This is a genomic window from Pantoea sp. paga (assembly GCF_007558755.1).
GTDB classification, from domain to species: Bacteria; Pseudomonadota; Gammaproteobacteria; order Enterobacterales; family Enterobacteriaceae; genus Pantoea; species Pantoea agglomerans.
This window is the reverse complement of sequence record NZ_VLTF01000014.1, coordinates 22,131-47,139: the sequence shown is the minus strand read 5'-3', so window position 1 is coordinate 47,139 and position 25,009 is coordinate 22,131. Positions and strand designations below refer to the sequence as shown.

The window sequence follows — 25,009 nt, the reverse complement described above, 5'->3', positions numbered from 1 at the left end:
TTTTCCTGCAAATGAAAATGAAATCTTGCATGAATTACATGAATCATCTTCCTTCGAGTTCTACGAACGCTACCTATTGGAGTTATCAGCAAAGGAGTTCATTGATTTCTTCCAATATTTATTAGACTACAAAATCGATAATAATCTTGATGATAAACATTCAATATCTCAACTCATCAGCTATGGCTTTGGTCAGAAATCTATTCTCGACCGAGAACCACAATTCGAAAACTTCCAGTCTATTCAATCACGTGTTGCCGATCTTAGAAGCGAACATTTAACTCAAAGAATTAAAAATGAACAGAAAGGATTAGGTTCGAAGATTGAACCACTATCAGAAACTATAAAAAAGCAAGATAGGTTGTAATTCATTTATTTGAAGGGCCATGCATATGATACATGGCCCCATTCCTATCACTGCTAAATTAAACCTATAAAAATACGATTTATTTGAAATAATCTTACAACTTAAAACCCTTGAATTCATGTTCAGATTTAAACAAAAGGATCATTTTGGCCAGATTCTCAACATCTTCTTTCTGCTTAAACAAAGTCATCCATATTGAAAAGACTGCGTACTGTAATTTAAACTCAAATTCAAAAACAGTAGATACTGCACCCTTTATATTTCCTGAGAGATATTCTCCCAACCAGAAAGCAATGCTTTTAGAAAATTCATCATTACACATGGCTGTAACTGCATCATGATCGAATCTTTTATCAAATGATTGTTTTTTCATAGACTTAAAATATTTATTAGTACTAATAAAATCGTTTAGCTTCATATTAAATCCCTCTTAAATGGTTTCGTTTCGTGATTTAGAAATTAACATCTCAATCCATTGATCAATCTCACTCTCAATAAACGCCACCGCACGAGAGCCAATCTTGATAGGTTGAGGAAACTGCTTTTGATTAATCAACTCGTAGATCCAGGAACGGCTAAAGCCAGTCCTCTCAATCACAGCAGGTAAACGGATTAGTTTCGTATTTTGTGTTTTCATGTTGCTCTCCTCGGTGCGGTTTCGACGAGAGCAAATGTAAGGGAGATATGAAGATGAAGGTTAGTGCGAATCAAGACAACAGAATCGCTGAAGGATAGGTCAGTTAGAATCCGAGAGTTTCATGACCTCCGAAACTCTCATGTTTTTTAGGTGGGGGTTTCGATTTATGAAGAAGTTGAACTGCCTAATGAAATCTATGGTTGCAGCTTTCATCGCAAGGGGTCTGTCTGCGTCTTTGATATGGTAGTGCAGACGAATAACTGCCTCATCGTCTTCGTCTGTGTACAGCAGTCTCGACAGCCTGTCGTCTGAGAGGCGTAGATCATTCATTTTTGCCCACAGAAGCACATCGAGCATAGCGATTAGCCTGTAGGTGATAATCTTCTTTATCGTCCCGTAGCCGAAGCGAACTGTGCCTGACGGCTTCTCCTCCACTCCTATGACTTTGCGCCATTGCGGTAGCGCCGTTCTTATTGATTCAGCAATTTCGTCGTCAGTTCCGCTCGCAAGGTCTATCTCCAGAAGGACTGTCTTTTCACATATCACTGACATAACCGTCGATACGTAGTCCTCATGGTCTGGAAGATTGACACAGTACTCGTCGCTACCTTTCTCCCACGTGAACAAATTAGCCCTCAGGCCAGCTACACTTAGTTCAGCAAGTCTGGTTATATCAGTAATGAAGACGTGAGGAACGCTTTGAAGAGCTTGCCCGTTTTGCATGGAATTGAGCTGTTCATTTTCAAAAAGGAAGGGCTTACCCCTAAAGATTTGCCTCATATATCCGCCGAGGCCGATCTTCTCTTCTACTGTAGGCCATGGTTTGAAGAGGAGGGCTCTTGCCCAAAGTTCATAGTACAAACGATTCAGGGTGATTTCTTCAAATCGTTTGTAGTTTTCAATGTCTAGCCATGCTTTGACGGCTTTAGTGTCTTCCGTAGACCAATTTTTCACCACATTGCCCCTAGCCATATTCTTGAACCATAATCATTACTGAGATTGCGGCTTCAGGCTATAGCCATATGCAAATCCGCTTCATATGACATGTCAGAATGCTGTACTCTTAACGACTATCTTATAAAAAGATGTAAAAGATTTAATTCAGACTTATAAATAACATTCATTATATTTTTTGGTCCCTTTTTAGAGCCTCTATATAATTTTAAAATAAGTAATCCTTATTTTTATTAAATACATAACAGCTCAATTACAGAGACGCCAGCCCACCAAATTCTTGGTTGATGGTTACCAGAACCATCATCGAAGTCCTGAGAGCCCGTAAGGTGAAAGCCTTGCGGGCTTTTTTGTGTCTGTAGTCTTCCGAAACCCTCCCTCTTAATCCAGTGATAATTGGTACACATTTAGGTACACGCTCTGGTATGGACTAAAACCCTGTGCCAGTTATGGACGGAAAGCAGTCATGGCACGGATGACACGCCCAGCAGTGCCTTCAACAGTCTGCGATACATGAACAGTTTGAACAGCTTTTACTCACATAATTGATGGTTCTAAAATTGTAAGATCTGTTCGAAAGGATACAATCGTGCTGTTTATCTTTTAAACATATGAGGTCACATTATGGATGATGGCATAAAGATCGCGATGTCCCCTGTTCAGCTTGCGGCCGCGCGCTCTGATAAGACAGTGACAGAGGCGGAAACAATGAGTAACCGCCTGTTCGGGGGGGTGGGGCTTGTCATGGGTTCACTCGAACTGGCTGGTGCAACTGCTCTGTGTATCGCACCTGAACCTACCGGATTAACAAAAGCAGGATGTATTGTCGTCGGCGCGCATAGTCTCGATAGCATTAATGCTGCTGCAAATCAGCTCATTATGGGCAGAGACACTCGCACGGCAACATACGAGGCAGCAACAGCAATTGCCAAATTCTTTGGAGCAGATGACGATACGGCGATGAAAATCGGCCTGACTGTCGATATCGCTGTTCCACTGGGATTTGCACTTGGCATCGGCGCAAGCCGGGTAGCCGCAGTAAGGGCTGGCCGCATCAAACTCACTGAGCATGAGTCAATCACGGGTTTAAAACCCGGCGGGCATACGCTTTCCACACATGTTGGCAAAAGCGATGCAGAACTATTAGCCCGCTTTGAAGCGAATAAGCGTTTGCAGTATGCCACCACCTTTACCAACCTACAGGTTGCTGAAGAAGCCATATCGAAAGCGCTTTTTGTTAATCGGGACGTTATAAAATCTGTCCTTGGCGGAGGCACGCAGGGAGCCAGACTGACTATTCGCAATGTATCTGGCAAAGCGATTGGCTTCGGTTTCCGGCGCGGGAGTAACCAGCGAATAGTCATGACAAATGTGAGAATTGTTATCGAGTTTCAGCAATATAACGGCAAACCCTTTTACATTCTCACAGCATTCCCGGATCTATAGGTACAAAATGCAAAACTTCCACTTTCTTGACCAACTGATTTTCGGTTATTTCAATCAGGACGCGGGCATCATCAATGATGGCGAGGATACGATCGAGGGCATAGTGCGGCTATTCAAAAAGTCAGCACCAGACTGGATGCTCAACGATCTCATCGAGGAAGTTGATGATTTTATCTCCGCATATGGTAACGGTGTCGAAGAGGAGTTCAGGAAACGATATGGGTTTGATTTTGCCCCTGAACTTTGGGAAACCACGGCTCATGAATTCCTGATCACTGTTCGCCAGATCTCGTCAGAGAAATGAGGCTTTCAGGAGGATATTTTCCTGGTTGATACTTACCAGACCATCATCGAAGTCCTGAAAGCCCGCACGGCACAAGCCTTGCGGGCTTTTTTGTATCCTCAATCCGAACATTTCAAACACCGAGTCATCGTTTACCGATAACGTCTTTCTGTGTATCACCCCGAATATCAGAATGTACCGGATGACCTTTCTGACTAGCCAGCGACCCTCTTCCCACGCACCATCTCAGCGCACTCATTTTTTGCACCCCATCACATTTATCCCGCCCCTAATTCCGTTACCAATTGAATTTAGTCATTTTTTGAAACTGGCACACATCCTGCTTTATCGCATTACGTACATGTTTGCGTATCGGGATGGTTTAGGAGAATGAGCATTTGAAGGTAATAGTTTGAATACGTGCGACGACAAAAAAGTGGTTAAGCAGAGCAAAGCGTAATTTTGGAGACAGACAATGGCCTCGATGAGCGAACCGGTGGTAATAGCGAAACACAGCAAGTGGGTACAGCTTCTGCTTGGATTACTTTGCATGGCGTCAATTTCCAGTCCGCAGTATGTCTGGACGCTGTTAACCAAACCTATGATTGCTAAACTCGGCGTCGGGCTGGCGGAACTACAGGTAACGTTCTCGCTGCTGATTATTCTGCAGACATTTTTCTCACCCTTCCAGGGTCGACTGGTAGAGCGTTTTGGTCCACGTCTGCTGATCTCTATCGGTACACTAATGGCGGGATTTAGCTGGGTAATCGCCGCCCGGGTCAATAGCCTGACTTCACTGTATCTGGTCTATGGCTGCCTTGGCGGACTGGGTACGGGTATTGTTTATATCGGCGTGGTGGGACTGGTAATGAAGTGGTTTCCACAGCAGCGCGGTTTTGCCGCCGGAACCGTGGCCGCGGGCTACGGCATGGGGGCAATTTTTACCACCTTCCCGATTTCCATTTCTCTAAACAGCTACGGGCTGGAACAGACAATGACCATATTTGGCCTGCTCTTTGCCGCCGTGGGTCTTCTCGCCAGTCAAAGCCTGAGACTGCCTGAAACCAGCATGACGATGTCGGTCAGCAAAATACCGTCGCCTGTGCCGGACCAGCGCCAGTTCAGGTCCGGGGAAATGCTGCGCCAGCCACTGTTCTGGCTGATGTTCATCATGATGACCATGATGTCGACATCGGGACTGATGGTGACCTCGCAGATGGCGATTTTTGCCGAAGACTTCGGCATCAGCAAGGCGGTAATTTTCGGTATGGCCGCGCTGCCCCTGGCGCTGACTATCGACCGCTTCACTAACGGTTTAACACGCCCACTGTTTGGTTTTATTTCTGACCGCTACGGCCGCGAAAATACTATGTTTGTTGCCTTCGCGCTGGAAGGTGTTGCGATGACGCTGTGGCTTGCCTGCCGCGAAGATCCGTTGCTATTCGTACTGCTTTCAGGTGTAGTGTTCTTTGGCTGGGGTGAAATCTTCTCGCTGTTCCCATCCACACTGACCGACACCTTTGGCAGTGAAAATGCTTCAGCGAACTATGGTTGGTTGTATATTTCACAGGGTATCGGCGCAATCTTTGGCGGTCCGCTGGCGGCACTGATGTATCAGCACACCCATAACTGGCACCTGGTCTTTGGCTGCGCTATTACCTTCGACTTTATCACCGCCGGTCTGGCGTTATTGGTGCTCAAGCCATGGCGTACGCGATTCTTGCACGCGCAAAGTAATCTTTCACACTGATTATCGGGTAGTGAACAAAGCTCGTAAGACAGCTTCCCCACTACGTGCAGTGCCAGTGAAAATATCCCGTCAGTCAGACTGCGGACACAGAAAACAGCCGGGACCTCAACCGTCCCGGCCAGAACATTACGCCAGAAACTATAATCAACCGCAGCGAAATATCTGCTGCCATCTTCGTTATAGCTATAGTCGCCACGGTTGAGATTTTTATCGGTCAGATTCAAAACCCCTGCGCGGATCTTTACCGTTTTACTCACCTTATACGACCCGCCTGTATTCCAGATGGAGTATCCGCCCAGCGCATCGGAGTCGTATAAGGACGACATTATCCCGCGCACTACTTCGATACGTTTGATCGATTCCGCGGGGATCCAGCTCATATCGGAATCGTTATGGCGAAGGTGTTTTTTTGTCCACCACGGCACATTTAGCGCCATATTAAGACACTCCCGCGCTGGGCCTGCACCAAAAAAGGGCTTTGGACGTTGCAACACTACGTCTTTGCACCGTTTCGCTTCTTCAGATGCTGGCACACTTTATGCTTGGGTAGATTGACAGCCTTTAACGTCTGCGAGGTGACGATGCTGAATATCAATCTCTCCGCTTCACCCTTTTTTGATGAGATGCTTCTGGCTGAAGGTGAGCACCGTGACCACTACGCCGCCTACTGGCAATGGCTGCAACAGGCTGATCACCTGGCTATACAGCGCAAGCGGGAAGAAGCCGCCCTCCTGTTTCACCGGGTAGGTATTACCTTCAATGTCTACGATGACGATAATGGTGCTGAGCGGTTGATCCCGTTCGACAGCGTGCCACGTATTATACCGGCCGCCGAATGGGCCATGCTCGATGCCGGCATTCGCCAGCGTGTGCAGGCACTCAATGCCTTCCTCTACGATATCTACCATGAACAACATATTCTGAAGGCGGGAATCATTCCGGCAGAACAGGTTCTGGCTAACGAACAGTATCAACCCTGTATGCAAGGCGTTGATCTCCACCGTGATATCTATGCGCATATTGTTGGCGTAGATATGGTGCGCAACAGTGATGGCGAATATTACGTCCTGGAAGATAACCTGCGTACCCCCTCCGGCGTCTCCTATATGCTGGAGAACCGTAAAATGATGATGCGGCTCTATCCGGAACTCTTTGCGCAGCAACGCATTGCTCCCGTAGAACGCTATCCGTCGCATCTTTTACAAACGCTTCGCGAAAGCTCACCCATTAACGATCCCACCGTGGTGGTATTGACCCCAGGCCGCTTTAACAGCGCTTACTTCGAACACAGCTTCCTGGCCCAGCAGATGGGCGTTGAACTGGTTGAAAGCGCCGATCTGTTCGTTAAGGATGGCATGCTGTTCATGCGCACGACTGCCGGGCCATGCAGAATACATGTGATCTATCGTCGGGTTGATGACGCCTTCCTCGATCCGCTGGCATTCCGCCCGGACTCCATGCTCGGCGTACCGGGACTGCTGTCGGTTTACCGGGCTGGCAATGTCGTCCTGGCCAATGCCATCGGCACTGGCGTGGCTGATGACAAATCTATTTACCCCTACGTACCGGATATGGTGCGCTTTTATCTGCAGGAAGAACCGATCCTCAACAACGTGCCAACCTGGCAGTGCAGACATAAAAATGAGCTGTCGTATGTGCTGGCCAACCTCGAAAAAATGGTCGTGAAAGAGGTTCACGGTGCTGGCGGTTACGGCATGTTGATTGGACCCGCCGCGAACAAAGCTGAGCTCGCCCACTTCCGTGACCTGTTGCTGGCTCGTCCGCAGAATTATATCGCGCAAAACACGCTGGCGTTGTCCACCTGTCCCACTTTTGTCAACGACGGACTGGCACCACGTCATATCGACCTCCGACCCTTTGCGCTGAGTGGTGCGGAGATTCGACTGGTGCCCGGCGGCCTTACCCGCGTCGCGTTGACGGAAGGTTCGTTGGTCGTCAATTCGTCACAGGGCGGCGGAACCAAGGACACCTGGGTACTGGAGGATGATATATGCTGAGCCGGACAGCCAGTGAACTCTATTGGATGGCCCGCTATCTGGAGCGGGCAGAAAATATCGCCAGGGTACTGGACGTCACCAACAAGCTGTCGATGATGCCAATCCGCAACGGGGGTAATCATGATTTGCTGGTACCGCTCAACCTGACCAGCACCAGCGAGCTGTATGCTGAGACCAACCCGACACTGACGATGCCCAATCTGGTCAGTTTTTTCGCCCTGGATAGCCGGAATTACAGCAGCATTTTTAGTTGCCTGCAGATGGGCTGGAACAACGCGCATGCGGTACGTGGCAGTCTGTCATCCGAAGTCTGGGAATGTATCAATGCCACCTGGATCGCGATGAAATCGATACGCCGTCAGGGCATAGGCTCAGACGGTGCCGATGCCTTCTTTGACTGGGTGAAAGAGCGATCTCATCTGTTCCGTGGTGCCATGTTCGGTACCCTGCTCCGCAGCGACGCGATGCACTTTATTCGTCTCGGGACGCTGCTGGAACGGGCTGATGGCACCGCCCGTCTGCTGGAGGTGAAAAACAGGCTGATGGATATTGATGACGATCCGGTGCGCGAATATTACCGCATGGACACACTACTGCAGGCGGTAAGCGCGCGCGAAGCCTACCATAGTATTTATAAGCAGCCGCTGAGCCGTGAGACCATCGCCGAACTGATGATCCTGCGCAACGAGCTGCCGCGTTCGTTGCTGGCGTGTATCAACGATATGGTTCAGCAACTGGAGCTGATAGGTGGCCGTGCAAACCAGCCACGCCGCCTGGCGCACATCCTGCACGCCGAGCTGCGCTTCAGTTCCATGAAAGACCTCAGCAGAATCGGGCTGAACAACTGGCTGGAAGCCTTTCTCGCCCAGTTAAACGAGATCGCCGAAAGTATTCATCACACTTATCTGGAGGCGCAATGAAACTTAGCATTGAGCACAACACGCATTATCGCTACGACCAGGCGGTGCAACGGAGTATCCAGTACCTGCGGCTGACGCCTCAGGAATCGCCTCATCAACGCATACTATCCTGGGAACTGACCTTACCGGATAAGGCGGTTTGCACCACTGATGCCTTCGGCAACATCATGCATGTGCTGACACTCGATGAACCGCATGAGTCCATCACCATTCAGGCACATGGCGTGGTGGAGATTGAACACGGCATTGAAGATCAGGCGCAGGGGCATTTGTCGCCGCTAGTTTTCCTGCGCCACAGTCCGCTGACCCAGCCCGATACGGCGATTCAGGCTTTTGCCCTGCGCTATTATCAACCCCAGGCGATTCTGACCACCCTGGAAAATCTGATGGGAGACCTGCTGCTCAGGATGCCTTACACCCCTGGCTCTACCCTTGTGACCGACAGTGCCGCTGAGGCTTTCGCCGCCGGTAGCGGAGTGTGCCAGGATCATACTCATGTCTTTCTGAGCTGCTGCCGTAGCCTGAATATACCGGCACGCTACGTCAGCGGTTACCTGCACAGCAAAGATTCTGCACATGTCGCGACTCATGCCTGGGCCGAAGTCTGGGTGGAAGACCGCTGGCACTGCTTTGACATTACCAACAATACCCGTATACCTGATCAACATCTTAAGCTTGCTGTGGGTATTGATTACCTGGATGCCTGTCCGGTGCGCGGTTTACGCATTGGCGGTGGATACGAAGATATGTGCGCGATTGCCGCCGTACAAATGATGTAGATTGACCTGTAGCGACTTGCTGATGGTGAAAACTTCATGCACGCTGATGGCGTGCACATTTTTTTGAGGGGAGTGTGGTATGACCTATTGTGTGGCCATGCGCCTGTCATCCGGGCTGGTCTTTGCATCCGATTCACGTACCAATGCAGGGGTGGATCACATTTCCACCTTCCGTAAACTGCATGTATTTCATCAGGACGGCGATCGTACGCTGGTGCTTCAGACTGCCGGGAATCTGGCGACCACTCAAAGCATTATCAGTCTGCTGCGACACCGCAGCAGGAATGCCGATTGTCCCAATCTGCTGAATGCCTCCAGCCTTTACGAGGCCGCTTCACTGGTAGGAGAGACGGTTCGTGAGGTGATCCAGCGTGACAGTGAGGCACAACAGAATGGCAGTACGACAGACTTCAGTTGCAACCTGCTGCTCGGCGGTCAAATCAACGGGGATGATATTGGTCTGTTCCATATTTACCCACAGGGTAATTTCATCGAAGCAACTCGCGATACGCCCTATTTCCAGATTGGTGAAAGCAAGTACGGCAAACCGATAATTGACCGGGTGCTGCACTACGACATGTCTCTGGAGCAAGCGATGCAATGCGCGCTGATTTCACTGGATTCGACCCTGCGCAGTAATCTGTCTGTTGGCCTGCCGCTCGACGTCATGATCTACCCTTGTGATAGCTTCAGCGATGCCCGGCAATACCGCATTACCGAAGACCATCCCTACTTCACGACTATCCGTAAAGGCTGGGGAGAAGGCTTAGTCAGCACCTTCAAACAGCTACCACCGCTGGTTCTGTAGTCAGACTCGTGTGCCCTGTTCCCCTTTACAGCCCCAACCCAAACACGAAATAATACCCCTCTACGCCGGGCCACAACGCCCTGCCAACGCTTAAACCCAAACTCAACTCTGCGGACACCCTATGAATAACGAAATCTCTCTCAAATACTATGATGTCGCAGATGAGTACGCGACGGAGTCCGCTAAGCCGGTGAGCGAGGCTGAACGTACCCCGCTGGCGCACTACTTCCAGCTGCTGATCACCCGCCTGATGAACAACGAAGAGATCAGTGAAGAGTCGCAGCAGGATATGGCGCGTGAAGCGGGTATCGATGAGCAGCGTATTGATGAAATTGCCGAGTTCCTGAACCGCTGGGGCAACGAGTAACAAACACTCACCGGCAGACGAGCTTTACGCAGTTCGCCGGTTGATCTGCCTGACTCAGTACCGCATTCGCCCGCCGGTATTCCCGTAACAACGCACAATGCTGACAGCTACGTGTCTCACGTGGCTGATGTTCGTTACCTGCTCTACCAACCCATCACTTCGTCTTTATCTGCCGCTACACACTCCATCGCTCTCGCCTTAACCAGCCACAAAGTCCCCTTCCGCCCCACATCCTCTGGCGCACCTGAAAATTATCATCCAGACTTATATAGTCTGCGCAGGCATTGTGTTTTACACTGCGCGCTGTAAAAAACTGAGTAGATTAAGCAGGCAAAAATGGCGATGAACGGAACGATCACAACCTGGTTTGAAGATAAAGGTTTTGGCTTTATCAAAGATGAAAACGGTGATAACCGCTATTTTCATGTGATTAAGGTCGCCAATCCTGATCTGATCAAGAAAGATGCGGCGGTGACGTTTGAACCCACCACCAACAACAAGGGCTTATCCGCCTATGCGGTGAAGGTCGCGCCGACAAGCAAATACATCTATATCGCAGGCGAGCGGCTCAAGATCACCTCGATTAAGTCTTATCTGGTCTACAACGAAGAAGTGCCGGTCGACGCCGGTGTCGATAAAGAGAACGCGGTGTTGTCAGTGGGTCTGTTGCTGAATAATATCCGGCCGAAAACTGACCCGAACGCCAATGAGATGCGCTCGCTGAAAAAGCTGGCGGTCACCACCTTCCAGGGTACGACACTGATCTTCTCTGAAGATGAGATCGACATTGAAAGCACAGTTAAAGTGCTTAAAGGCCTGAAGTAATCCCGCAGGCGGGCCGAAATTCTGTTGGCAGGATTTCGGCCTTCAGCCTCCTGCCAGCCTGCACTTCAGGCACATTTCTCTGACACGAAATCCCCGCCCACAGGGCTGATACATGACAAAGCGTTCCTCTGGCGGATAAAACCGTCCTGCTCTCCCCTCTAATCCATTGTTTATGATAAAACAAAGGTCAAAAGCACAGCTCATCAAGGTTCATCCCCACAAAGCGACTTTCCAGGGTAGAATTAGAAACTTTGTTCAGTCATTGCCAATGTTTTCCATCATCGCAAAGTGATACGAAAAGCGGGTGAAATAAGGTATAAAGCCGCATGAAAATCCCAAACAGAATCCAGCCCCTGGTCGATGACGGCCTGATTGACGATGTCCTGCAGCGGCTGAAAAGCGGCAAAGAAGCAGACGTCTATACCGTGCTATGCGGCGGCAAGGTGCAGTGCGCCAAAGTCTATAAAGAAGCGACCCAGCGTAGCTTCAAGCAGGCTGTGCAGTATCAGGAAGGTCGTAAAACCCGTAACAGCCGTAACGCCCGCGCCATGCAGAAAGGCACAAAGTTCGGCCGTAAGCAGCAGGAAGAGTCCTGGCAGACCGCCGAAGTAGATGCCCTGTTCCGCCTGGCGAACGCCGGTGTTCGCGTGCCACAGCCTTATCTCTGCATCGACGGTGTGTTACTGATGGAGCTGGTGACCGATGCCAATGGCTCGGTCGCGCCACGTCTCAGCGATGTCTCTCTGTCTGAAGAGCAGGCGGTCACGGATTTCCACACCATGATCCGCAACATCGTCCGCATGCTCTGTGCCGGTATCGTTCACGGTGACTTATCCGAGTTCAACGTACTGCTGGATGACCAGGGCCCGGTGATTATCGACCTGCCACAGGCGGTCGATGCGGCGGCCAATAACCATGCCGAGTCGATGTTTGAACGTGACGTAGACAACATCACCTCCTACTACGGTCAGTTCGCTCCGCAGCTGCTGAAGACGCGCTACGCCAAAGAGATCTGGCTGCTCTATGAAGATGGCAAGCTGACGCCGGAAACACCGCTTACCGGGAAGTTTGTGGAAGAGGAGCGCGTAGTCGATATGGATTCTCTGATGGATGAGATCATCACCGCAGAAGATGAATATTACGAGCGCCAGCGCGCCAGCCGTGAGCGCGACGAAGAGTAACTGCATCAATAAAAAAGGCAGCGAGTCGCCTCGCTGCCTCTCACTTACCGCACTATCACAACGCCATCACCGCACGATGACCGTCAGCGCAATCAGAGTTAAGCCGATGATCATCACGCCGACAAAGACCGTATCGAGCCTGCCTTTTTTCATCTTCTCCTCCCTAGAACCACTGACCAAAGCGACGGATGTAGAAACGCTTCATGCCCTGCGCCACCAGGCAGTAGCTGAACAGCGTAAGCACCAGCCACGGGAAATATTGCCATGGCAGTGGCACCAGACCGACCATCGCACCCAGCGGTGAGAACGGGATCAGGATGCCCAGCGCCATCACCGCCAGCGTAGTCAGCATCACCGGTAAGGTGGCGCGACTCTGGATAAACGGAATCTTCCGGGTACGCAGCATATGCACTACCAGCGTCTGTGACAGTAGTCCCTCAATAAACCAGCCGGACTGGAACAGCGACTGCACGCCTGCATGGTTAGCGCCGAAAACAAACCACATCAGCGCAAAGGTGGTGACGTCAAAAATTGACGAGGTCGGACCCATCCACAGCATGAAACGCTTGATGTTGCCGGCATCCCATTTACGCGGCTTATTCAGAAACTCACGGTCAACCTTGTCCCACGGCAGCGCCAGCTGAGAAACGTCATACATCAGGTTCTGAATCAGCAGATGAATCGACAGCATCGGCAGAAACGGAATAAAGGCACTGGCCACCAGCAGCGAGAAAACGTTGCCGAAGTTGGAGCTGGCGGTCATGTTGAGATACTTGATGATGTTGCCAAAGGTCTCGCGTCCTTTGAGTACACCCTCATTCAGCACCTGTAAATCCTTCTCCAGCAGGATGATGTCCGATGAGGCTTTCGCCACATCCGCCGCGCTGTCCACGGAAATTCCGGTGTCGGCTGCCCGCAGCGCAGGCGCGTCGTTAATGCCATCGCCCAGGAACCCGACGGTGTGACCGTTCTGCCGCATCAGCCGCACCAGACGGGATTTTTGCAGCGGCGTCAGCTGAGCAAACAGGGTGCAGCGCTCTGCTTCCTGAGCCAGCTCATCATCGTTCATCGCCTCAATCTGATCGCCGGTCAGCATCGCCGGATCGGTCAGCCCGACATCGGCACAGACCCGCAGCGTCACCAGCGGATTGTCACCGGTCAGCACTTTCACCGTCACACCGCTGTCACGCAGGGCTTTAATCGCCTTACCCGCGCTGGCTTTAGGCGGATCGCGGAAGGTCAGCATTCCCTGGATAATCAGATCGCGCTCATCACTGTCGCTGAGCGGCGCGTGTAGCTCGCCATCACGGGTTGCCACCAGCAGCACGCGATAACCCTGCTGATGATAGTGTTCAGTCTGCGCCAGCAGCGCCGCACGCTGTGCCGCATCCAGTGCGACCACCGTGTCGCCCTGCCGCACGGCAATGCTGACGGCCAGCATCTCTTCCACTGCGCCTTTACAGATCAGTTGTGAACGATGCTGAGTCAGATCCTCCACCAGCACCGACACCCGACGGCGGGTAAAATCAAACGGCAGCTCATCGATCAGCTGGAACTGGCTGCGCTGAGACTGTGAAATGACCTTGTCGCCCGCGCAGAGTAAGGCGCGATCCATCAGGTTTTTCGCGCCACTCTGGCTGCCGCTGTTGAGCCATGCCAGCAGCAGCACCTGTGCATCTTCGTTGCCTCGCGCGTCCAGATGATGCGCCAGCAGGATGGTGTCCTGTGTCAGCGTGCCGGTTTTATCAGTGCAGAGCACATTCATCGCGCCGAGGTTCTGAATGGCGTTGAGCTTTTTAACGATCACTTTTCGACGTGACATCGCAATCGCGCCCTTAGCCAGGTTGGCGCTGACAATCATCGGCAGCATTTCCGGGGTCAGCCCGACCGCAACGGCCAGTGCAAACAGCGTGGCATCCATCCAGTCGCCTTTGGTGAAGCCGTTAATCAGCAGCACCACCGGGACCATCACCAGCATAAAGCGGATCAGCAGCTTGCTGACGCTGTTCACCCCGCGGTCAAAGGCGGTCTGCGGACGGCTTCCGGTCAGCGATGAGGCCAGGGAGCCGAACCAGGTTTCACCGCCCGTCGCTACCACGACTGCGCTGGCTGTGCCGCTGGCCACGCTGGTGCCCATCAGGCAGATATTCGGTGATGCCAGCCGCTCCTGGGCGGTCTGACCTTCGGTATCGATACCCGCATCGCTGCTATGTTTCTCAACCGGCAGCGACTCGCCGGTCAGTACTGCTTCACTGATAAACAGATTACGTGAACTCAGCAGACGGACATCGGCAGGCACCTGATCGCCGGTGCTGAGCAGAATGATATCGCCCGGCACCAGTTCACTCATATCCACATCCTGACGCTGTGCGGTTTCGCTGCCCGGCTCACGCCGCAGCACGGTGACCTGGCTGCGCACCAGTGACTTCAGTGCCTGCGCCGCACGGTTGGTGCGAAACTCCTGCCAGAAACGCAGCAGCCCGCTCAGCATCACCATGGTGAAGATGATGATGACGCCGGAGAGATCGGTCTCCTGACCGGCGCGCAGCGGCAGAATATAGTCGGTAAACAGGCTCACCAGCGCCAGGACCAGTAATACGTAGATAAACGGGTTATTAAATGCCATCAGCAGCTGAATCAGCGCAGGTGGCGCTTTCTCATGCGCCACTTCATTACGGCCATACAAAGCCAGTCGTTTCGCCGCTTCAGCCTGGGTCAGACCCTGACGCTGACTGCGCAGGTTCGCCAGCGTCATATCAATGTGCTGGTCTGCCTGCTGCGCCACAGCAAACATTTTTTTACTTTTTTTATCATTACGGTTGCCGGATGAAGTGATCGCAACCTGTTCCAGTTTCATGTCGCTCATTTCGACATCTCCCTGATTTAAAGCAATAGTTGTCCTGCACGGGAAATAACGTGCATGGATAAAACCTGGCGTGGCCGGGTTATTTAATGGGGTGACTTTCAGAAACAGTCAGGTTATTCCGCCGGCGCGCTAAATAATGACACGCGCAGGGTTACCTGACACCGGTTATACGCGGCGTTTTAAAAGTCTGATATCAGCGATTGGGCGCAGCCTGGGCTACGCCAGACGGGGCGGAGGAAAAAGAGCGAATATAAACAGCAGCATAACGCGCACTCCTGGTGATAGCAGGATTAAAAATAAGGAGCGCGATCGTTAATTAAAGCGGGGATCGCTGCTCGCCGGTTGGCAAGCAGCAGAGGAAACTCAGCTTGCCAGAATAAAGGTTAATCTCGGGTGACTGTCCAACTGAATTCTCCTGAAGTTATCTGCCGCCATTATAAAGAGAGGCCGGCTTCGGTAAAGCAATAACGTATTGAATAACGGTTTCGTTGAGGTTTTGTTTCTGCTCAGGTTGCCGCTTCGGTAACAGCGAGGCGATCTTCTTATAACCGCCAGGTAATGCTTATAACCTTTTGGCATATGATTAGCCCATATTCGACTATTCTTCGCATCGGCCCTTTCGTAAACTCGCGTAACTTTTCAGAGGCAAGGAAATTTCATGAAAACTATAATTCCATCATTGCTGGCGCTGACGCTGGCTGCCGCCTTCACAGCCCAGGCCGCAACACCAAAAGATACGCTGGTGATTGCACAATCAACTGACGACGCCGACAGCTTCGACCCGGCCAAAGGGTTTGAACTGACCAGCGTTCAGGCTTTTACGAACATCTATCAGCGCCTGGTACAGTCTGACCCGCAGAATCCGGTGGATCTGAAGCCCACGCTGGCCACCTCGTGGCAGCCCGGCAGCGACAATCGCAGCCTGACCTTTGAACTGCGCAAAGATGCGAAATTCTCTACCGGCAACCCGCTGCGTCCGGAAGATGTGATCTTCTCGCTGGGCCGCGTGGTGAAACTGAACCTCGATCCCTCTTTCATCCTGACGCAGCTCGGCTGGAACAAAGATAACGTCGATGGCTTCCTGAAGAAAGTCGACGACAATCACGTGCAGATCAGCTGGACCGCCAACGTCAGCCCGACCTACGTCCTGAGCCTGCTCTCTGCTCCGGTTTCATCGATCATTGATGAAAAAACCGCGATGGCGAACCAGAAGAACGGCGATTTCGGTAACGCCTGGCTGGCCACCCACTCGGCGGGCAGCGGCCCGTATCAGATCCGCAAAGTGGTGATGCATCAGGTGGTGCTGCTCAGCGCTAACCCGACCTCACCAGCGGGCGCGCCAAAAATGAAGAACATCCTGATCAAAAACGTGCCTGAACCGGCTGCGCGTCGTCTGCTGCTGGAACAGGGTGATGCCGATATCGCCCGTAACCTGGGTGCCGATCAGATTGCTGCGCTGAACGGCAAACCGGGCGTGAAGACGGAAGCGATTCCAATGGCGTCGCTCTACTACATCCAGTTCAACATCGGCGCGAACGAGACGATGAAGAACCCGGCCTTCTGGGAAGCGGCACGCTACCTGTGGGATTACAAAGGCATTGCCAGTGAGCTGCTGAAAGGTCAGTTCGACGTGCATCAGAGCTTCCTGCCTAAGGGCTTCCTGGGTGCGATAAACGACACGCCATACAGCTACGATCCGGAAAAAGCCAAAGCGATTCTGAAGAAAGCGGGCCTGAACAACGTCACCTTCAAGCTCTCCACCAGCAACCAGCCGCCTTATCTGGATATCGCACAGGCGCTGCAGGGCAGCTTCGCCAAAGCGGGTGTGAAAGTGGAAGTGGTGCCAGGTCTGAGTTCCGAAGTGTCGACCAACGTGAAAGCGCATAAATATGAAGCGACGCTGAACGCCTGGGGCTCCGACTATTTCGATCCCAACACCAATGCCGCCTCGTTTGCTTACAATCCGGAAGATGGCAGCAAAACCATCGCCTTCCGTTCAGACTGGCACATTCCTGAGCTGAACAAGCAGGTGATTGCGGCGACCGCCGAGAGCGATCCGAAGAAACGTGTGGCGCTGTATGAAGCGATGCAGCGTGAAGTGATGAAGAACTCACCGTATGTGATTGGGATGCAGGCGAAGAACCTGATCGCCCTGCGCGACAACCTGAAAGGCTATGTGCAGGGCATTAACCCTGACATGGTGTATTACTCGCAGGTCACTAAGTAATGAGACAGTCTGTTTCTTCAGCCGGGTTCGCCCGGCTTTTTTGGCAGCGTGGCGGGCGCCTGATCGGTAGCGTATTGTCGCTGCTGGTCACGCTGCTTGGCCTGCTCGCCTTTACCTTTATGCTGTCGCATCTCTCGCCGATCGATCCGGTGCAGCAGATCGCCGGCGATCACGCCAGTGAAGCGACCTATGAGCAGGTGCGTCATGACCTGGGTCTCGACCAGCCGGTACTGATGCAGTTCTGGCGCTACGTCGAACATCTGGCGCAGGGCGATTTGGGTGTCTCCCGCCTCACCAATCAGTCGGTGAGCGGCGACCTGATGACCACCTTCCCCGCCACCATCGAGCTGGCGACCTGCGCGATGATCTTCGCGGTGGTGTTCGGTGTGACGCTGGCGCTGCTGGCTGCCTGGAAACCGGGCAGCTGGATCGATAACCTCGCCCGCTTTGTCTCGCTGCTGGGCTACTCGGTGCCGGTGTTCTGGCTCGGCCTGCTGGGCCTGCTGCTCTTCTATGCGGTGCTGCACTGGTCCGCCGGACCGGGACGGCTGGATGATATCTGGGTTTATACCCTGGAGCCGAAGACCGGCTTTGTGCTGATCGACAGCTGGCTGTCGGGTGAACCAGAGATGTTCCGCAATGCGATTGCCCACCTCTGGCTGCCGGTGGTGATCCTCGGCCTGCTGGCGATGGCGGGCATCACCCGCCTGCTGCGTGCTGCGCTGCTGGAAGAGAGCAGCAAAGAGTATGTGGTGCTGGCGCGTGCTAAAGGCGCGGGTCGGGTGCGCATCCTGCTGCGCCATATCTTCCCCAACGTGCTGGGCACGCTGGTCACGGTGATCGCCCTCTCCTACGCCACGCTGCTGGAAGGCTCGGTGCTGACTGAAACCGTCTTCGCCTGGCCAGGTGTGGGTCGCTATATGACCAATGCGCTGTTCTCCGGCGATGTGCCGGCGATTCTGGGCTCAACCCTGTTAATCGGCAGCTGCTTTATCCTGATTAACACCCTGGCGGATGTTTTAACCTGGTTAACCGATCCGAGAACCCGATGACGCAACAACTCTCTGAACTCGAAACGCTGCGACCACGCCGTCGCCGGCAACGCGTTACCTCGTTAACCGTTGGGCTGACGCTGGTGGCGATTCTTATCCTGATGGCACTGCTGGCGCCGCTGATTGCGCCGTTCGATCCGAACGTGCAGACCATGTCGAGCCGTCTGCTGGCGCCGTCGGCACAGCACTGGTTCGGCACCGACGGCTTTGGCCGCGATCTGCTGTCGCGCGTGATTTACGGCGCGCGTCCGACCCTGCTGCTGGTGTCGCTGATTCTGGTGCTGACCATTCCGGCCGGGCTGCTGATCGGCATCACCGCCGGTTACGTGGGCGGCTGGACCGAACGCCTGCTGATGCGCATTACCGATATCTTCCTGTCGCTGCCCAACCTGGTGATCGCGCTGGCGCTGGTGGCGATTCTCGGCCCTGGCCTGATGAACGGCGCACTGGCGCTGGCACTGACCAGCTGGCCGCCGTTTGCCCGTCAGGCACGCGCTGAAACCCTGGCACTGCGCCGCAGCGACTACCTTGCCGCCGCGCGGATGCAGGGGATTACGGGCTTTCGCCTGATGTTCGGTCATATCCTGCCGCTCTGCATGCCGACGGCAGTAGTCCGCGCCGCGCTGAGCCTGGGCGGGATTATCCTGGCCGCGGCCGGGCTCGGTTTCCTCGGTATGGGCGTTCAGCCGCCGACGGCGGAATGGGGTTCGATGGTCGCCGAAGGCAGTAAAGTTATTTTTGATCAGTGGTGGGTTGCTGCCGCACCGGGCGCGGCGATTCTGTTTGCCAGCCTGGCCTTTAACCTGACAGGCGATGGCCTGCGCGACCGACTGGATACCCGTCATGCAAAATAATCTGCTCCATGCCGAGGGGCTGACCATTCGCAGCGACGATGCGCTGCTGGTCGATAACATCAGTTTTTCCGTAGGCCGCGAACGTGTGGCGCTGGTCGGTGAGTCCGGTTCCGGCAAGTCACTGACCGCCCGCAGCCTGATGGGCTTACTGTCACCTGCGCTGCATCTGCAGGCCAGCCAGCTTCAGGTGGCCGGTGAGAATGCGCTGACGCTAAGCGAGCGTCACTGGAACCAGCTGCGCGGTAACCGCGTGGCGATGGTGATGCAGGACCCGAAGTATGCCCTTAACCCGACGCGCACCATTGGCTGGCAGGTGGAAGAGCCGCTGATCCTGCATCGCCGCCTGAGCCGTGCCGAGCGCAAAGAGAAAGTGTGTGAAATGCTGGATGCGGTCGGCCTGCCCGATCCGCGTCGTCTGATGCAGCAGTATCCGCATCAGCTCTCTGGCGGCATGGGCCAGCGCGTGATGCTGGCGATCGCCCTGATTACCGATCCGGACTTCCTGATCGCCGATGAACCGACCTCCGCGCTGGATCATGCCATGCGCGATCAGGTGCTGGCGCTGATCCGCGGTCTGGTGGAGGCGCGCAACATGGGCCTGCTGCTGATCAGCCATGATTTGCAACAGGTTTCAGAACATTGCGAGCGGGTGATGGTGATGTATAAAGGCCGATTGCTGGATACGCTGCCCGCAGCCGATCTGCCGCACGCTACCCATCCCTACACCCGCACGCTGTGGGCCTGCCGTCCGGGCAAAGCGACCCACGGACAGACATTACCGGTGCTGGATCGCGCTGCGCTGGAGGCGAATGATGATTAAGCTGCAGGATCTAAGCGTCGCCCACAAACAGGGTTACGAGCTGCGCACCGTGGTGCATGAGGTTAACCTTGAGGTTAACGCTGGCGAGTGTTTTGGTCTGGTGGGTCCGTCAGGCTGCGGCAAGTCGTCGCTGCTGTGGGTGCTGGCAGGTCTGAACCCACACTGGCAGGGTCAGATGCAGCTTGCCGGTCACGAGGTTCAGCCGGGTAAAGCCTTCACCGGCGCGCTGCGTCAGGAAGTGCAGATGGTGTTTCAGGATCCCTATGCCTCGCTGCATCCGCGTCACCGGCTGCGTCGCACGCTGGCCGAGCCGCTGAAGCTGCTGAAACGCGACAATATCAACGATCGTATCGATCAGGGCTTCCGTCACGTCGGGCTCGATCCCGCCCTGGCGGATCGCTATCCGCATCAGCTCTCCGGCGGTCAGCGTCAGCGCGTCGCCATCGTGCGCGCCCTGCTGCTGCAACCTAAGATCCTGCTGCTGGATGAGCCGACGTCGGCGCTGGATATGTCAGTGCAGGCGGAGATCCTCAATCTGCTCAACGATCTGAAACAGCAGGATGGCCTGACCATGGTGCTGGTGAGCCACGATCCCGACGTGATCGATCACATGTGCGATCGCGCCGTGCACATGTCGCAGGGTCGCATCATCGAACAGATCTCTGCCTGAAATCAGGCCGGACGGCGTTCACCTGCCGTCCGGCGCTGCTGCATCCGCCGCGCCTTTCCGTAACATCTCCTTCTTCCACCTTCAGCCTCATCCTCTCTATTGCCAGAACGGCGCTCTATTGTTTTCCCCTGAGTCATTTGATTGCCACGCGACGCTGTAAACCTTTACAGGCTGAAGCAGGCACGCGAATGCGACAGCGCAAAACGCAGCGGCTGGCTGATGCGGTATACTCGCGACCATTATTTCATGAGAGGAAAAGGTAATGACGGTAAAACTGCGTCCGCTGGAGCGGGAAGATCTGCACTTTGTCCATCAGCTGGATAACAACGCCAGCGTGATGCGTTACTGGTTTGAGGAGCCGTATGAGGCGTTTGTGGAGCTGTCCGATCTCTACAACAAGCACATTCACGATCAGACCGAACGTCGCTTTGTGGTCGAGCACAGCGGGCAGAAAGCGGGATTAGTGGAACTGGTGGAAATCAACCATGTGCACCGGCGCGCCGAGTTTCAGATCATTATCGATCCGGCCCATCAGGGCAAAGGACTGGCAACCCAGGCGGCGAAGCTGGCGATGGATTACGGCTTTTCGGTGCTGAATCTTTACAAGCTCTACCTGATTGTCGATCAGGAGAACGAAAAAGCGATCCACATCTACACCAAGCTCGGCTTCGAGATCGAAGGCGTGCTTAAACATGAGTTTTTCATCAACGGGGAGTACCGCAACACCATCCGCATGTGCATTTTCCAGCATCAGTATCTGGAACGCCATAAAACGCCAGGCGGAATGGTGAAGCCGACCGCGCAGTAATCAGCCGCGCGCGCCAACCGGGTTCATAAAGGGACGCGGGTGTTCAGGCTTAAGGTCGTACATGCCGCCATAGAAGGGATCGACCAGCAGCCAGCCGGGGAATCCACCCAGCGGGATATTGCCCAGCAGATACCACAGGTTAGCGCGTGCCTCGATAGGCACCGTGACCGGCACGTAGCCCGGGCTTTCCAGCATCAGCAGGTAGTGCTTTTTGCCGAAATAGCGGCCGGTAGATTTTTCCAGCTCAACGGTCTGCGGCGTGAAACCCTGCGCAACCGCATAGCCACGCTCATCCTGCACGGTAAAGCGCGCGCCCTGCGGCAAGGAGTCGATGCGCACCAGTTGGGTTTCATTGCCGACAATGGTGGCACAGCCGCTAAGCAGCAGCGCGGCGGCCAGGGCCAGAATTCGCTGTTTCATGAAGGGGTCCACAGAGTGATCAGTGATCAGAGTGTAGACCGCCCTCTCCGCCTCAATCGGGCTATCATCGCCCGATTCAGCCAGCTTATTGCGGTTGACAAGCGCGGGCGATAGCCGCGATGTCGTTGGGTGAGGTGCGACAGCAGCCGCCAATCAGCTTCGCGCCCGCCTGCTGCCACTCTGCCAGCTTGTCATGCAGCGTGCAGCCTGATGGCGCTGAGTGCCAGGTTTTGCTGCTGGCATCATACTGCTCGCCGGAGTTGGGGTAGACCACCAGCGGCTTGTCGGTCAGCTTCTGCAACTGCTGCAGCGCAGGCGTCACGCTCTCAAGTGCCACACAGTTGATTCCCACCGCTACCACCTGCGGCTGCTGATTCAGCCAGCTCACGACGTCTGACAGCGGCGTGCCGTCGCTGATGTGTCCGGCGTCACGCAGGGTAAACGAGAACCAGGCGCGGCCTTCAGGAAATTCAGCCAGCAGCTTCACCAGCGCCTGCGCTTCGGCAAACGAAGGCAGGGTTTCGCAGGCCAGCAGATCGGCACCCGCCGCCAGCAGTGCCTGCACGCGTGGGCGGTGAAACGCCATCATCTCCGCTTCCGGCAACGCATAGTCGCCGCGATATTCCGAACCATCCGCCAAAAAAGCGCCATAGGGACCGACCGATCCCGCTACCAGCAGCGTTTTTGCGTCGGGCCGGACCGCCAGATAATCCTGACGGACGCGTCGCGCCAGCTCGACACTCTGCGCGATCAACGCCAGTGACTCCGCCTCATCAAGGCCACGTGTGGCAAAGCCCTGCGGCGTCGCCTGGTAGCTGGCGGTAATGGCACAGCGCGCGCCGGCGACAAAATAGTCGTAGTGCACCTGATAGATCAGCTCAGGATTTTCCATCAGCACCTTAGCTGACCATAACGCATCGGCCAGATGACAGCCGCGGGATTCCAGCTCAGTGGCCAGGGCACCATCCAGAATCAGCAGTGGCGACTCCGCTAAAGCCTGCGCGACAGGGTTATACGACATCATTGGCCTCCTCAGGCTTCGGGGATGATTTGTGGGTCAGATGGTAAGCGGCATAGCAGAACAGCACAAACGGGATGCCACACCACAGCGCGATACGCTGAGTCGGATCGAATGCCAGACCGACACAGGCCAGCAGGCAGAGCAGGAAACCCAGTACCGGCGTCAGCGGATAGAGCGGCGCACGGTAGGCCAGATCGGTCAGCGATTTGCCCTGCTGAAGATGACGACGACGGAAAACAAAATGCGAAGCGCAGATGCTGAGCCAGACCGCCACCACAGCAAAGCCGGAGATGGCCGACAGCGCCACAAACACCGTGTCGGGCGCGACCACGCTGGAGACCAGCGCCAGCAAACCACCCACCATGCTGACGGTGATCGCCAGCATCGGCACGCCGCGTTTATTCACCCGGGCAAAGGCGCGCGGCAGCGTATTTTCATTGGCCAGCGACCAGAGCATCCGCCCGGAGGCATAGAGTCCGGAGTTGGCCGCAGACAGGATAGCGGTCAGGATCACAAAGTTAATAATATCAGCCGCCCACGGGATGCCGATCTTTTCGAAGACCAGCACGAACGGGCTTTTCACGATACCCGCCTGATCCATAGGAATCAGCGCCGCCAGCACAAATACCGTGCCGATGAAGAAGATAATCAGCCGGGCCACGGTAGTACGGATCGCCAGCGGCAGCACTTTCTCCGGCTGCTGGGTTTCACCGGCCGCAATACCGATCAGCTCGGTGCCGGAAAAGGCGAAGTTGACTGCCACCATGGTCATCAGAATCGGCAGAACGCCGTTGGGCAGCCAGCCGTGCGCCGTCAGGTTGCTCAGGCCCGGTGCGGGCGTGCCATCCTTCATCGGGATAAAGCCGAACATCGCCGCGCCCCCTAGCACGATAAAGGCGACGATCGTCACCACCTTAATCAGCGAGAACCAGAACTCCCCTTCGGCGAAGAAGCGGGTTGAGATGACGTTCAGCAGATAGATGGCACAGCAGAAGACCAGGCACCAGATCCACACCGGGATCTGCGGGAACCAGTACTGCATACAGAAGCCCGCCGCCGTCAGGCTGGAGCCGAGCGCCACGGTCCAGGTCAGCCAGTAGAGCCAGGCCACGGTGTAGCCGGTTGCCGGGCTGAGATAGCGTGCGGCATAGACGTGGAACGCGCCGGTTTCCGGCATCGCCACCGAGAGTTCGCCCAGACAGACCATCACCAGCCAGACCACCAGCGCGCCAATCAGATAGGCGAGCAGCGTACCCGCCGCCCCGGTGGTTGAAATGATATAGCCGGTATTAAAAAACAGGCCGGTGCCGATTACACCGCCCAGCGATAACATCACCAGATGGCGCACTTTCATGGTGCGTTTGAATTGTTCCTGCGAGGGAGTTGGCTGTTCGCTCATCACTTTTATCCGTATGGACGTCTAAACATCTATAAGGAACAGTTTTATACGCGTCACAGCCGGTAATTGCAACGGCAGGGAAACAGGGAGGAGGTAAAGGCGGTTCAGTGCCCCGTCGCGGCGGGGCCTGATGCGTTAGCCGAAAACGCTTTGAATATAACGTTCCAGCGCCATGCGGGAACTAAATCCGTGCGGGATGCCGTAGTGTTCCTGTGAATCACCCGCCAGGTAGAGAGGGAATTGGGTGTAGTGATCGCAGGTCTTCATTTCTGAAGCAGGTTCAGCGAACGGCTGGCTCTTCTCTTTCAGTGTCGGGTGAATGACGAGTGCCATGCGCCCCATGCGCGCTTCGCGATTCACATAAACATAGTTCTCTCCACGGCGATAACCATAGGCCCGTGGGGTAATTTCATCGACTTCGAAACCCGCTTTTTCCAGTACGCGCGCTACCTCATCTGGTCGTAAATACATGCTCGATCCTCTCCTCTTTCAAAAGCTTCGCAACCTTACAACAGCATGACAGAGTGGGCATTCGGA

General features: G+C 54.3%; 26 protein-coding genes and 2 pseudogenes. 17 read left to right on the top strand and 11 right to left on the bottom strand.

Translation table 11 applies throughout. From position 1 onward, the window contains the following. Positions 1-367 (top strand): hypothetical protein (locus FOV68_RS24105; RefSeq protein WP_186289774.1); only part of this gene is annotated, 367 nt, incomplete at its 5' end. 94 nt (positions 368-461) lie between these two features. Here FOV68_RS24105 and FOV68_RS22960 read toward each other — a convergent pair. The 3 genes from FOV68_RS22960 to FOV68_RS22950 all read right to left on the bottom strand — a co-directional run bounded on the left by FOV68_RS22960 (position 462) and on the right by FOV68_RS22950 (position 1,958). After that, positions 462-785 (bottom strand): hypothetical protein, encoded by a 324-nt coding sequence (locus FOV68_RS22960; RefSeq protein WP_143991647.1) that lies wholly within the window; start codon positions 783-785, stop codon positions 462-464. 12 nt (positions 786-797) lie between these two features. Continuing rightward, on the bottom strand, positions 798-1,004 hold the full coding sequence (locus FOV68_RS22955; RefSeq protein WP_143991646.1) for an AlpA family transcriptional regulator: 207 nt from the start codon (positions 1,002-1,004) through the stop codon (positions 798-800). 99 nt (positions 1,005-1,103) lie between these two features. Continuing rightward, positions 1,104-1,958: a DUF6387 family protein gene (locus FOV68_RS22950; RefSeq protein ID WP_143991649.1), complete on the bottom strand. Its 855-nt coding sequence runs from the start codon at positions 1,956-1,958 to the stop codon at positions 1,104-1,106. Positions 1,959-2,582: 624 nt separating this feature from the next. On the opposite strand from FOV68_RS22950, the gene FOV68_RS22945 reads away from it, so the two are divergent. The 3 genes from FOV68_RS22945 (at position 2,583) to oxlT (ending at position 5,437) form a co-directional block, all read left to right on the top strand. Further along, the gene (locus FOV68_RS22945) at positions 2,583-3,404 is read left to right on the top strand and encodes an RNase A-like domain-containing protein (protein ID WP_143991645.1); all 822 of its coding nucleotides are present in this window, start codon (positions 2,583-2,585) and stop codon (positions 3,402-3,404) included. Positions 3,405-3,411: 7 nt separating this feature from the next. Further along, on the top strand, positions 3,412-3,708 hold the full coding sequence (locus tag FOV68_RS22940) for a contact-dependent growth inhibition system immunity protein (RefSeq protein WP_143789977.1): 297 nt from the start codon (positions 3,412-3,414) through the stop codon (positions 3,706-3,708). A gap of 454 nt (positions 3,709-4,162) precedes the next feature. After that, positions 4,163-5,437, top strand: a complete 1,275-nt coding sequence (oxlT, locus tag FOV68_RS22935) for an oxalate/formate MFS antiporter (protein WP_143991644.1) — start codon at positions 4,163-4,165, stop codon at positions 5,435-5,437. 134 nt (positions 5,438-5,571) lie between these two features. On the opposite strand, the pseudogene FOV68_RS24650 reads toward oxlT, so the two are convergent. After that, a pseudogene (locus tag FOV68_RS24650) lies at positions 5,572-5,733 on the bottom strand (colicin I receptor); the annotation flags it as partial. 6 nt (positions 5,734-5,739) lie between these two features. Beyond that, positions 5,740-5,874 (bottom strand): annotated as a pseudogene (locus tag FOV68_RS24645) (TonB-dependent receptor plug domain-containing protein); the annotation flags it as partial. 144 nt (positions 5,875-6,018) lie between these two features. Here FOV68_RS24645 and FOV68_RS22925 point away from each other — a divergent pair. The 7 genes from FOV68_RS22925 to FOV68_RS22895 all read left to right on the top strand — a co-directional run bounded on the left by FOV68_RS22925 (position 6,019) and on the right by FOV68_RS22895 (position 12,335). Next, complete coding sequence (locus FOV68_RS22925; RefSeq protein WP_045139728.1) at positions 6,019-7,455, top strand: circularly permuted type 2 ATP-grasp protein; 1,437 nt, start codon at positions 6,019-6,021, stop codon at positions 7,453-7,455. Then, on the top strand, positions 7,449-8,375 hold the full coding sequence (locus FOV68_RS22920; protein WP_031594064.1) for an alpha-E domain-containing protein: 927 nt from the start codon (positions 7,449-7,451) through the stop codon (positions 8,373-8,375). Before FOV68_RS22925 ends, FOV68_RS22920 begins: the two co-directional genes overlap by 7 nt. Next, the gene (locus FOV68_RS22915) at positions 8,372-9,154 is read left to right on the top strand and encodes a transglutaminase family protein (protein ID WP_031594063.1); all 783 of its coding nucleotides are present in this window, start codon (positions 8,372-8,374) and stop codon (positions 9,152-9,154) included. Before FOV68_RS22920 ends, FOV68_RS22915 begins: the two co-directional genes overlap by 4 nt. Before the next feature lie 79 nt (positions 9,155-9,233). Further along, positions 9,234-9,962 carry a proteasome-type protease gene (locus FOV68_RS22910; protein WP_031594062.1) on the top strand — a complete coding sequence of 243 codons (729 nt, stop codon included), beginning with the start codon at positions 9,234-9,236 and terminating at the stop codon, positions 9,960-9,962. A 121-nt stretch (positions 9,963-10,083) separates the two neighbouring features. Then, positions 10,084-10,329, top strand: a complete 246-nt coding sequence (locus tag FOV68_RS22905) for a YmjA family protein (RefSeq protein ID WP_010672163.1) — start codon at positions 10,084-10,086, stop codon at positions 10,327-10,329. A 336-nt stretch (positions 10,330-10,665) separates the two neighbouring features. Next, on the top strand, positions 10,666-11,154 hold the full coding sequence (locus tag FOV68_RS22900) for a cold-shock protein (RefSeq protein ID WP_010257735.1): 489 nt from the start codon (positions 10,666-10,668) through the stop codon (positions 11,152-11,154). A gap of 326 nt (positions 11,155-11,480) precedes the next feature. Continuing rightward, positions 11,481-12,335, top strand: a complete 855-nt coding sequence (locus tag FOV68_RS22895; protein ID WP_010257738.1) for a PA4780 family RIO1-like protein kinase — start codon at positions 11,481-11,483, stop codon at positions 12,333-12,335. A gap of 66 nt (positions 12,336-12,401) precedes the next feature. Here the strand turns inward: FOV68_RS22895 and mgtU are convergent, their stop codons facing one another. Further along, positions 12,402-12,488, bottom strand: a complete 87-nt coding sequence (mgtU, locus tag FOV68_RS24640; protein ID WP_368656836.1) for a magnesium transporter protection protein MgtU — start codon at positions 12,486-12,488, stop codon at positions 12,402-12,404. A gap of 10 nt (positions 12,489-12,498) precedes the next feature. Continuing rightward, complete coding sequence (gene mgtA / locus FOV68_RS22890) at positions 12,499-15,201, bottom strand: magnesium-translocating P-type ATPase (protein WP_143991643.1); 2,703 nt, start codon at positions 15,199-15,201, stop codon at positions 12,499-12,501. A gap of 658 nt (positions 15,202-15,859) precedes the next feature. Here mgtA and FOV68_RS22885 point away from each other — a divergent pair. The 6 genes from FOV68_RS22885 (at position 15,860) to speG (ending at position 21,632) form a co-directional block, all read left to right on the top strand. Next, positions 15,860-17,428 carry an ABC transporter substrate-binding protein gene (locus FOV68_RS22885; RefSeq protein ID WP_010257743.1) on the top strand — a complete coding sequence of 523 codons (1,569 nt, stop codon included), beginning with the start codon at positions 15,860-15,862 and terminating at the stop codon, positions 17,426-17,428. Beyond that, positions 17,428-18,480, top strand: coding sequence for an ABC transporter permease (locus tag FOV68_RS22880; protein WP_031594058.1), 1,053 nt, complete (start codon positions 17,428-17,430; stop codon positions 18,478-18,480). The genes FOV68_RS22885 and FOV68_RS22880 overlap by 1 nt, the downstream gene beginning before the upstream one ends. Then, a complete protein-coding gene (locus FOV68_RS22875; RefSeq protein ID WP_010257750.1) occupies positions 18,477-19,334 on the top strand; it encodes an ABC transporter permease in 858 nt (285 codons plus the stop codon). Before FOV68_RS22880 ends, FOV68_RS22875 begins: the two co-directional genes overlap by 4 nt. Further along, complete coding sequence (locus tag FOV68_RS22870) at positions 19,324-20,154, top strand: ABC transporter ATP-binding protein (protein WP_031594057.1); 831 nt, start codon at positions 19,324-19,326, stop codon at positions 20,152-20,154. Before FOV68_RS22875 ends, FOV68_RS22870 begins: the two co-directional genes overlap by 11 nt. Beyond that, the gene (locus FOV68_RS22865; RefSeq protein ID WP_010257754.1) at positions 20,147-20,824 is read left to right on the top strand and encodes an ABC transporter ATP-binding protein; all 678 of its coding nucleotides are present in this window, start codon (positions 20,147-20,149) and stop codon (positions 20,822-20,824) included. The genes FOV68_RS22870 and FOV68_RS22865 overlap by 8 nt, the downstream gene beginning before the upstream one ends. Before the next feature lie 262 nt (positions 20,825-21,086). Continuing rightward, a complete protein-coding gene (gene speG / locus FOV68_RS22860; protein ID WP_003850356.1) occupies positions 21,087-21,632 on the top strand; it encodes a spermidine N1-acetyltransferase in 546 nt (181 codons plus the stop codon). On the opposite strand, the gene FOV68_RS22855 is transcribed toward speG, so the two are convergent. The 4 genes from FOV68_RS22855 to FOV68_RS22840 all read right to left on the bottom strand — a co-directional run bounded on the left by FOV68_RS22855 (position 21,633) and on the right by FOV68_RS22840 (position 24,943). Beyond that, positions 21,633-22,052 (bottom strand): hypothetical protein, encoded by a 420-nt coding sequence (locus FOV68_RS22855; RefSeq protein ID WP_010257757.1) that lies wholly within the window; start codon positions 22,050-22,052, stop codon positions 21,633-21,635. It abuts the gene before it with no gap. An 85-nt stretch (positions 22,053-22,137) separates the two neighbouring features. Continuing rightward, positions 22,138-23,073, bottom strand: coding sequence for a homocysteine S-methyltransferase (gene mmuM, locus FOV68_RS22850; RefSeq protein WP_143991648.1), 936 nt, complete (start codon positions 23,071-23,073; stop codon positions 22,138-22,140). After that, entirely contained in the window at positions 23,063-24,472 is a 1,410-nt protein-coding gene (gene mmuP / locus FOV68_RS22845) for an S-methylmethionine permease (protein ID WP_039391412.1), read from the bottom strand. Before mmuP ends, mmuM begins: the two co-directional genes overlap by 11 nt. Before the next feature lie 135 nt (positions 24,473-24,607). Further along, complete coding sequence (locus FOV68_RS22840) at positions 24,608-24,943, bottom strand: DUF2002 family protein (RefSeq protein ID WP_003850360.1); 336 nt, start codon at positions 24,941-24,943, stop codon at positions 24,608-24,610. Positions 24,944-25,009 lie beyond the last annotated feature (66 nt).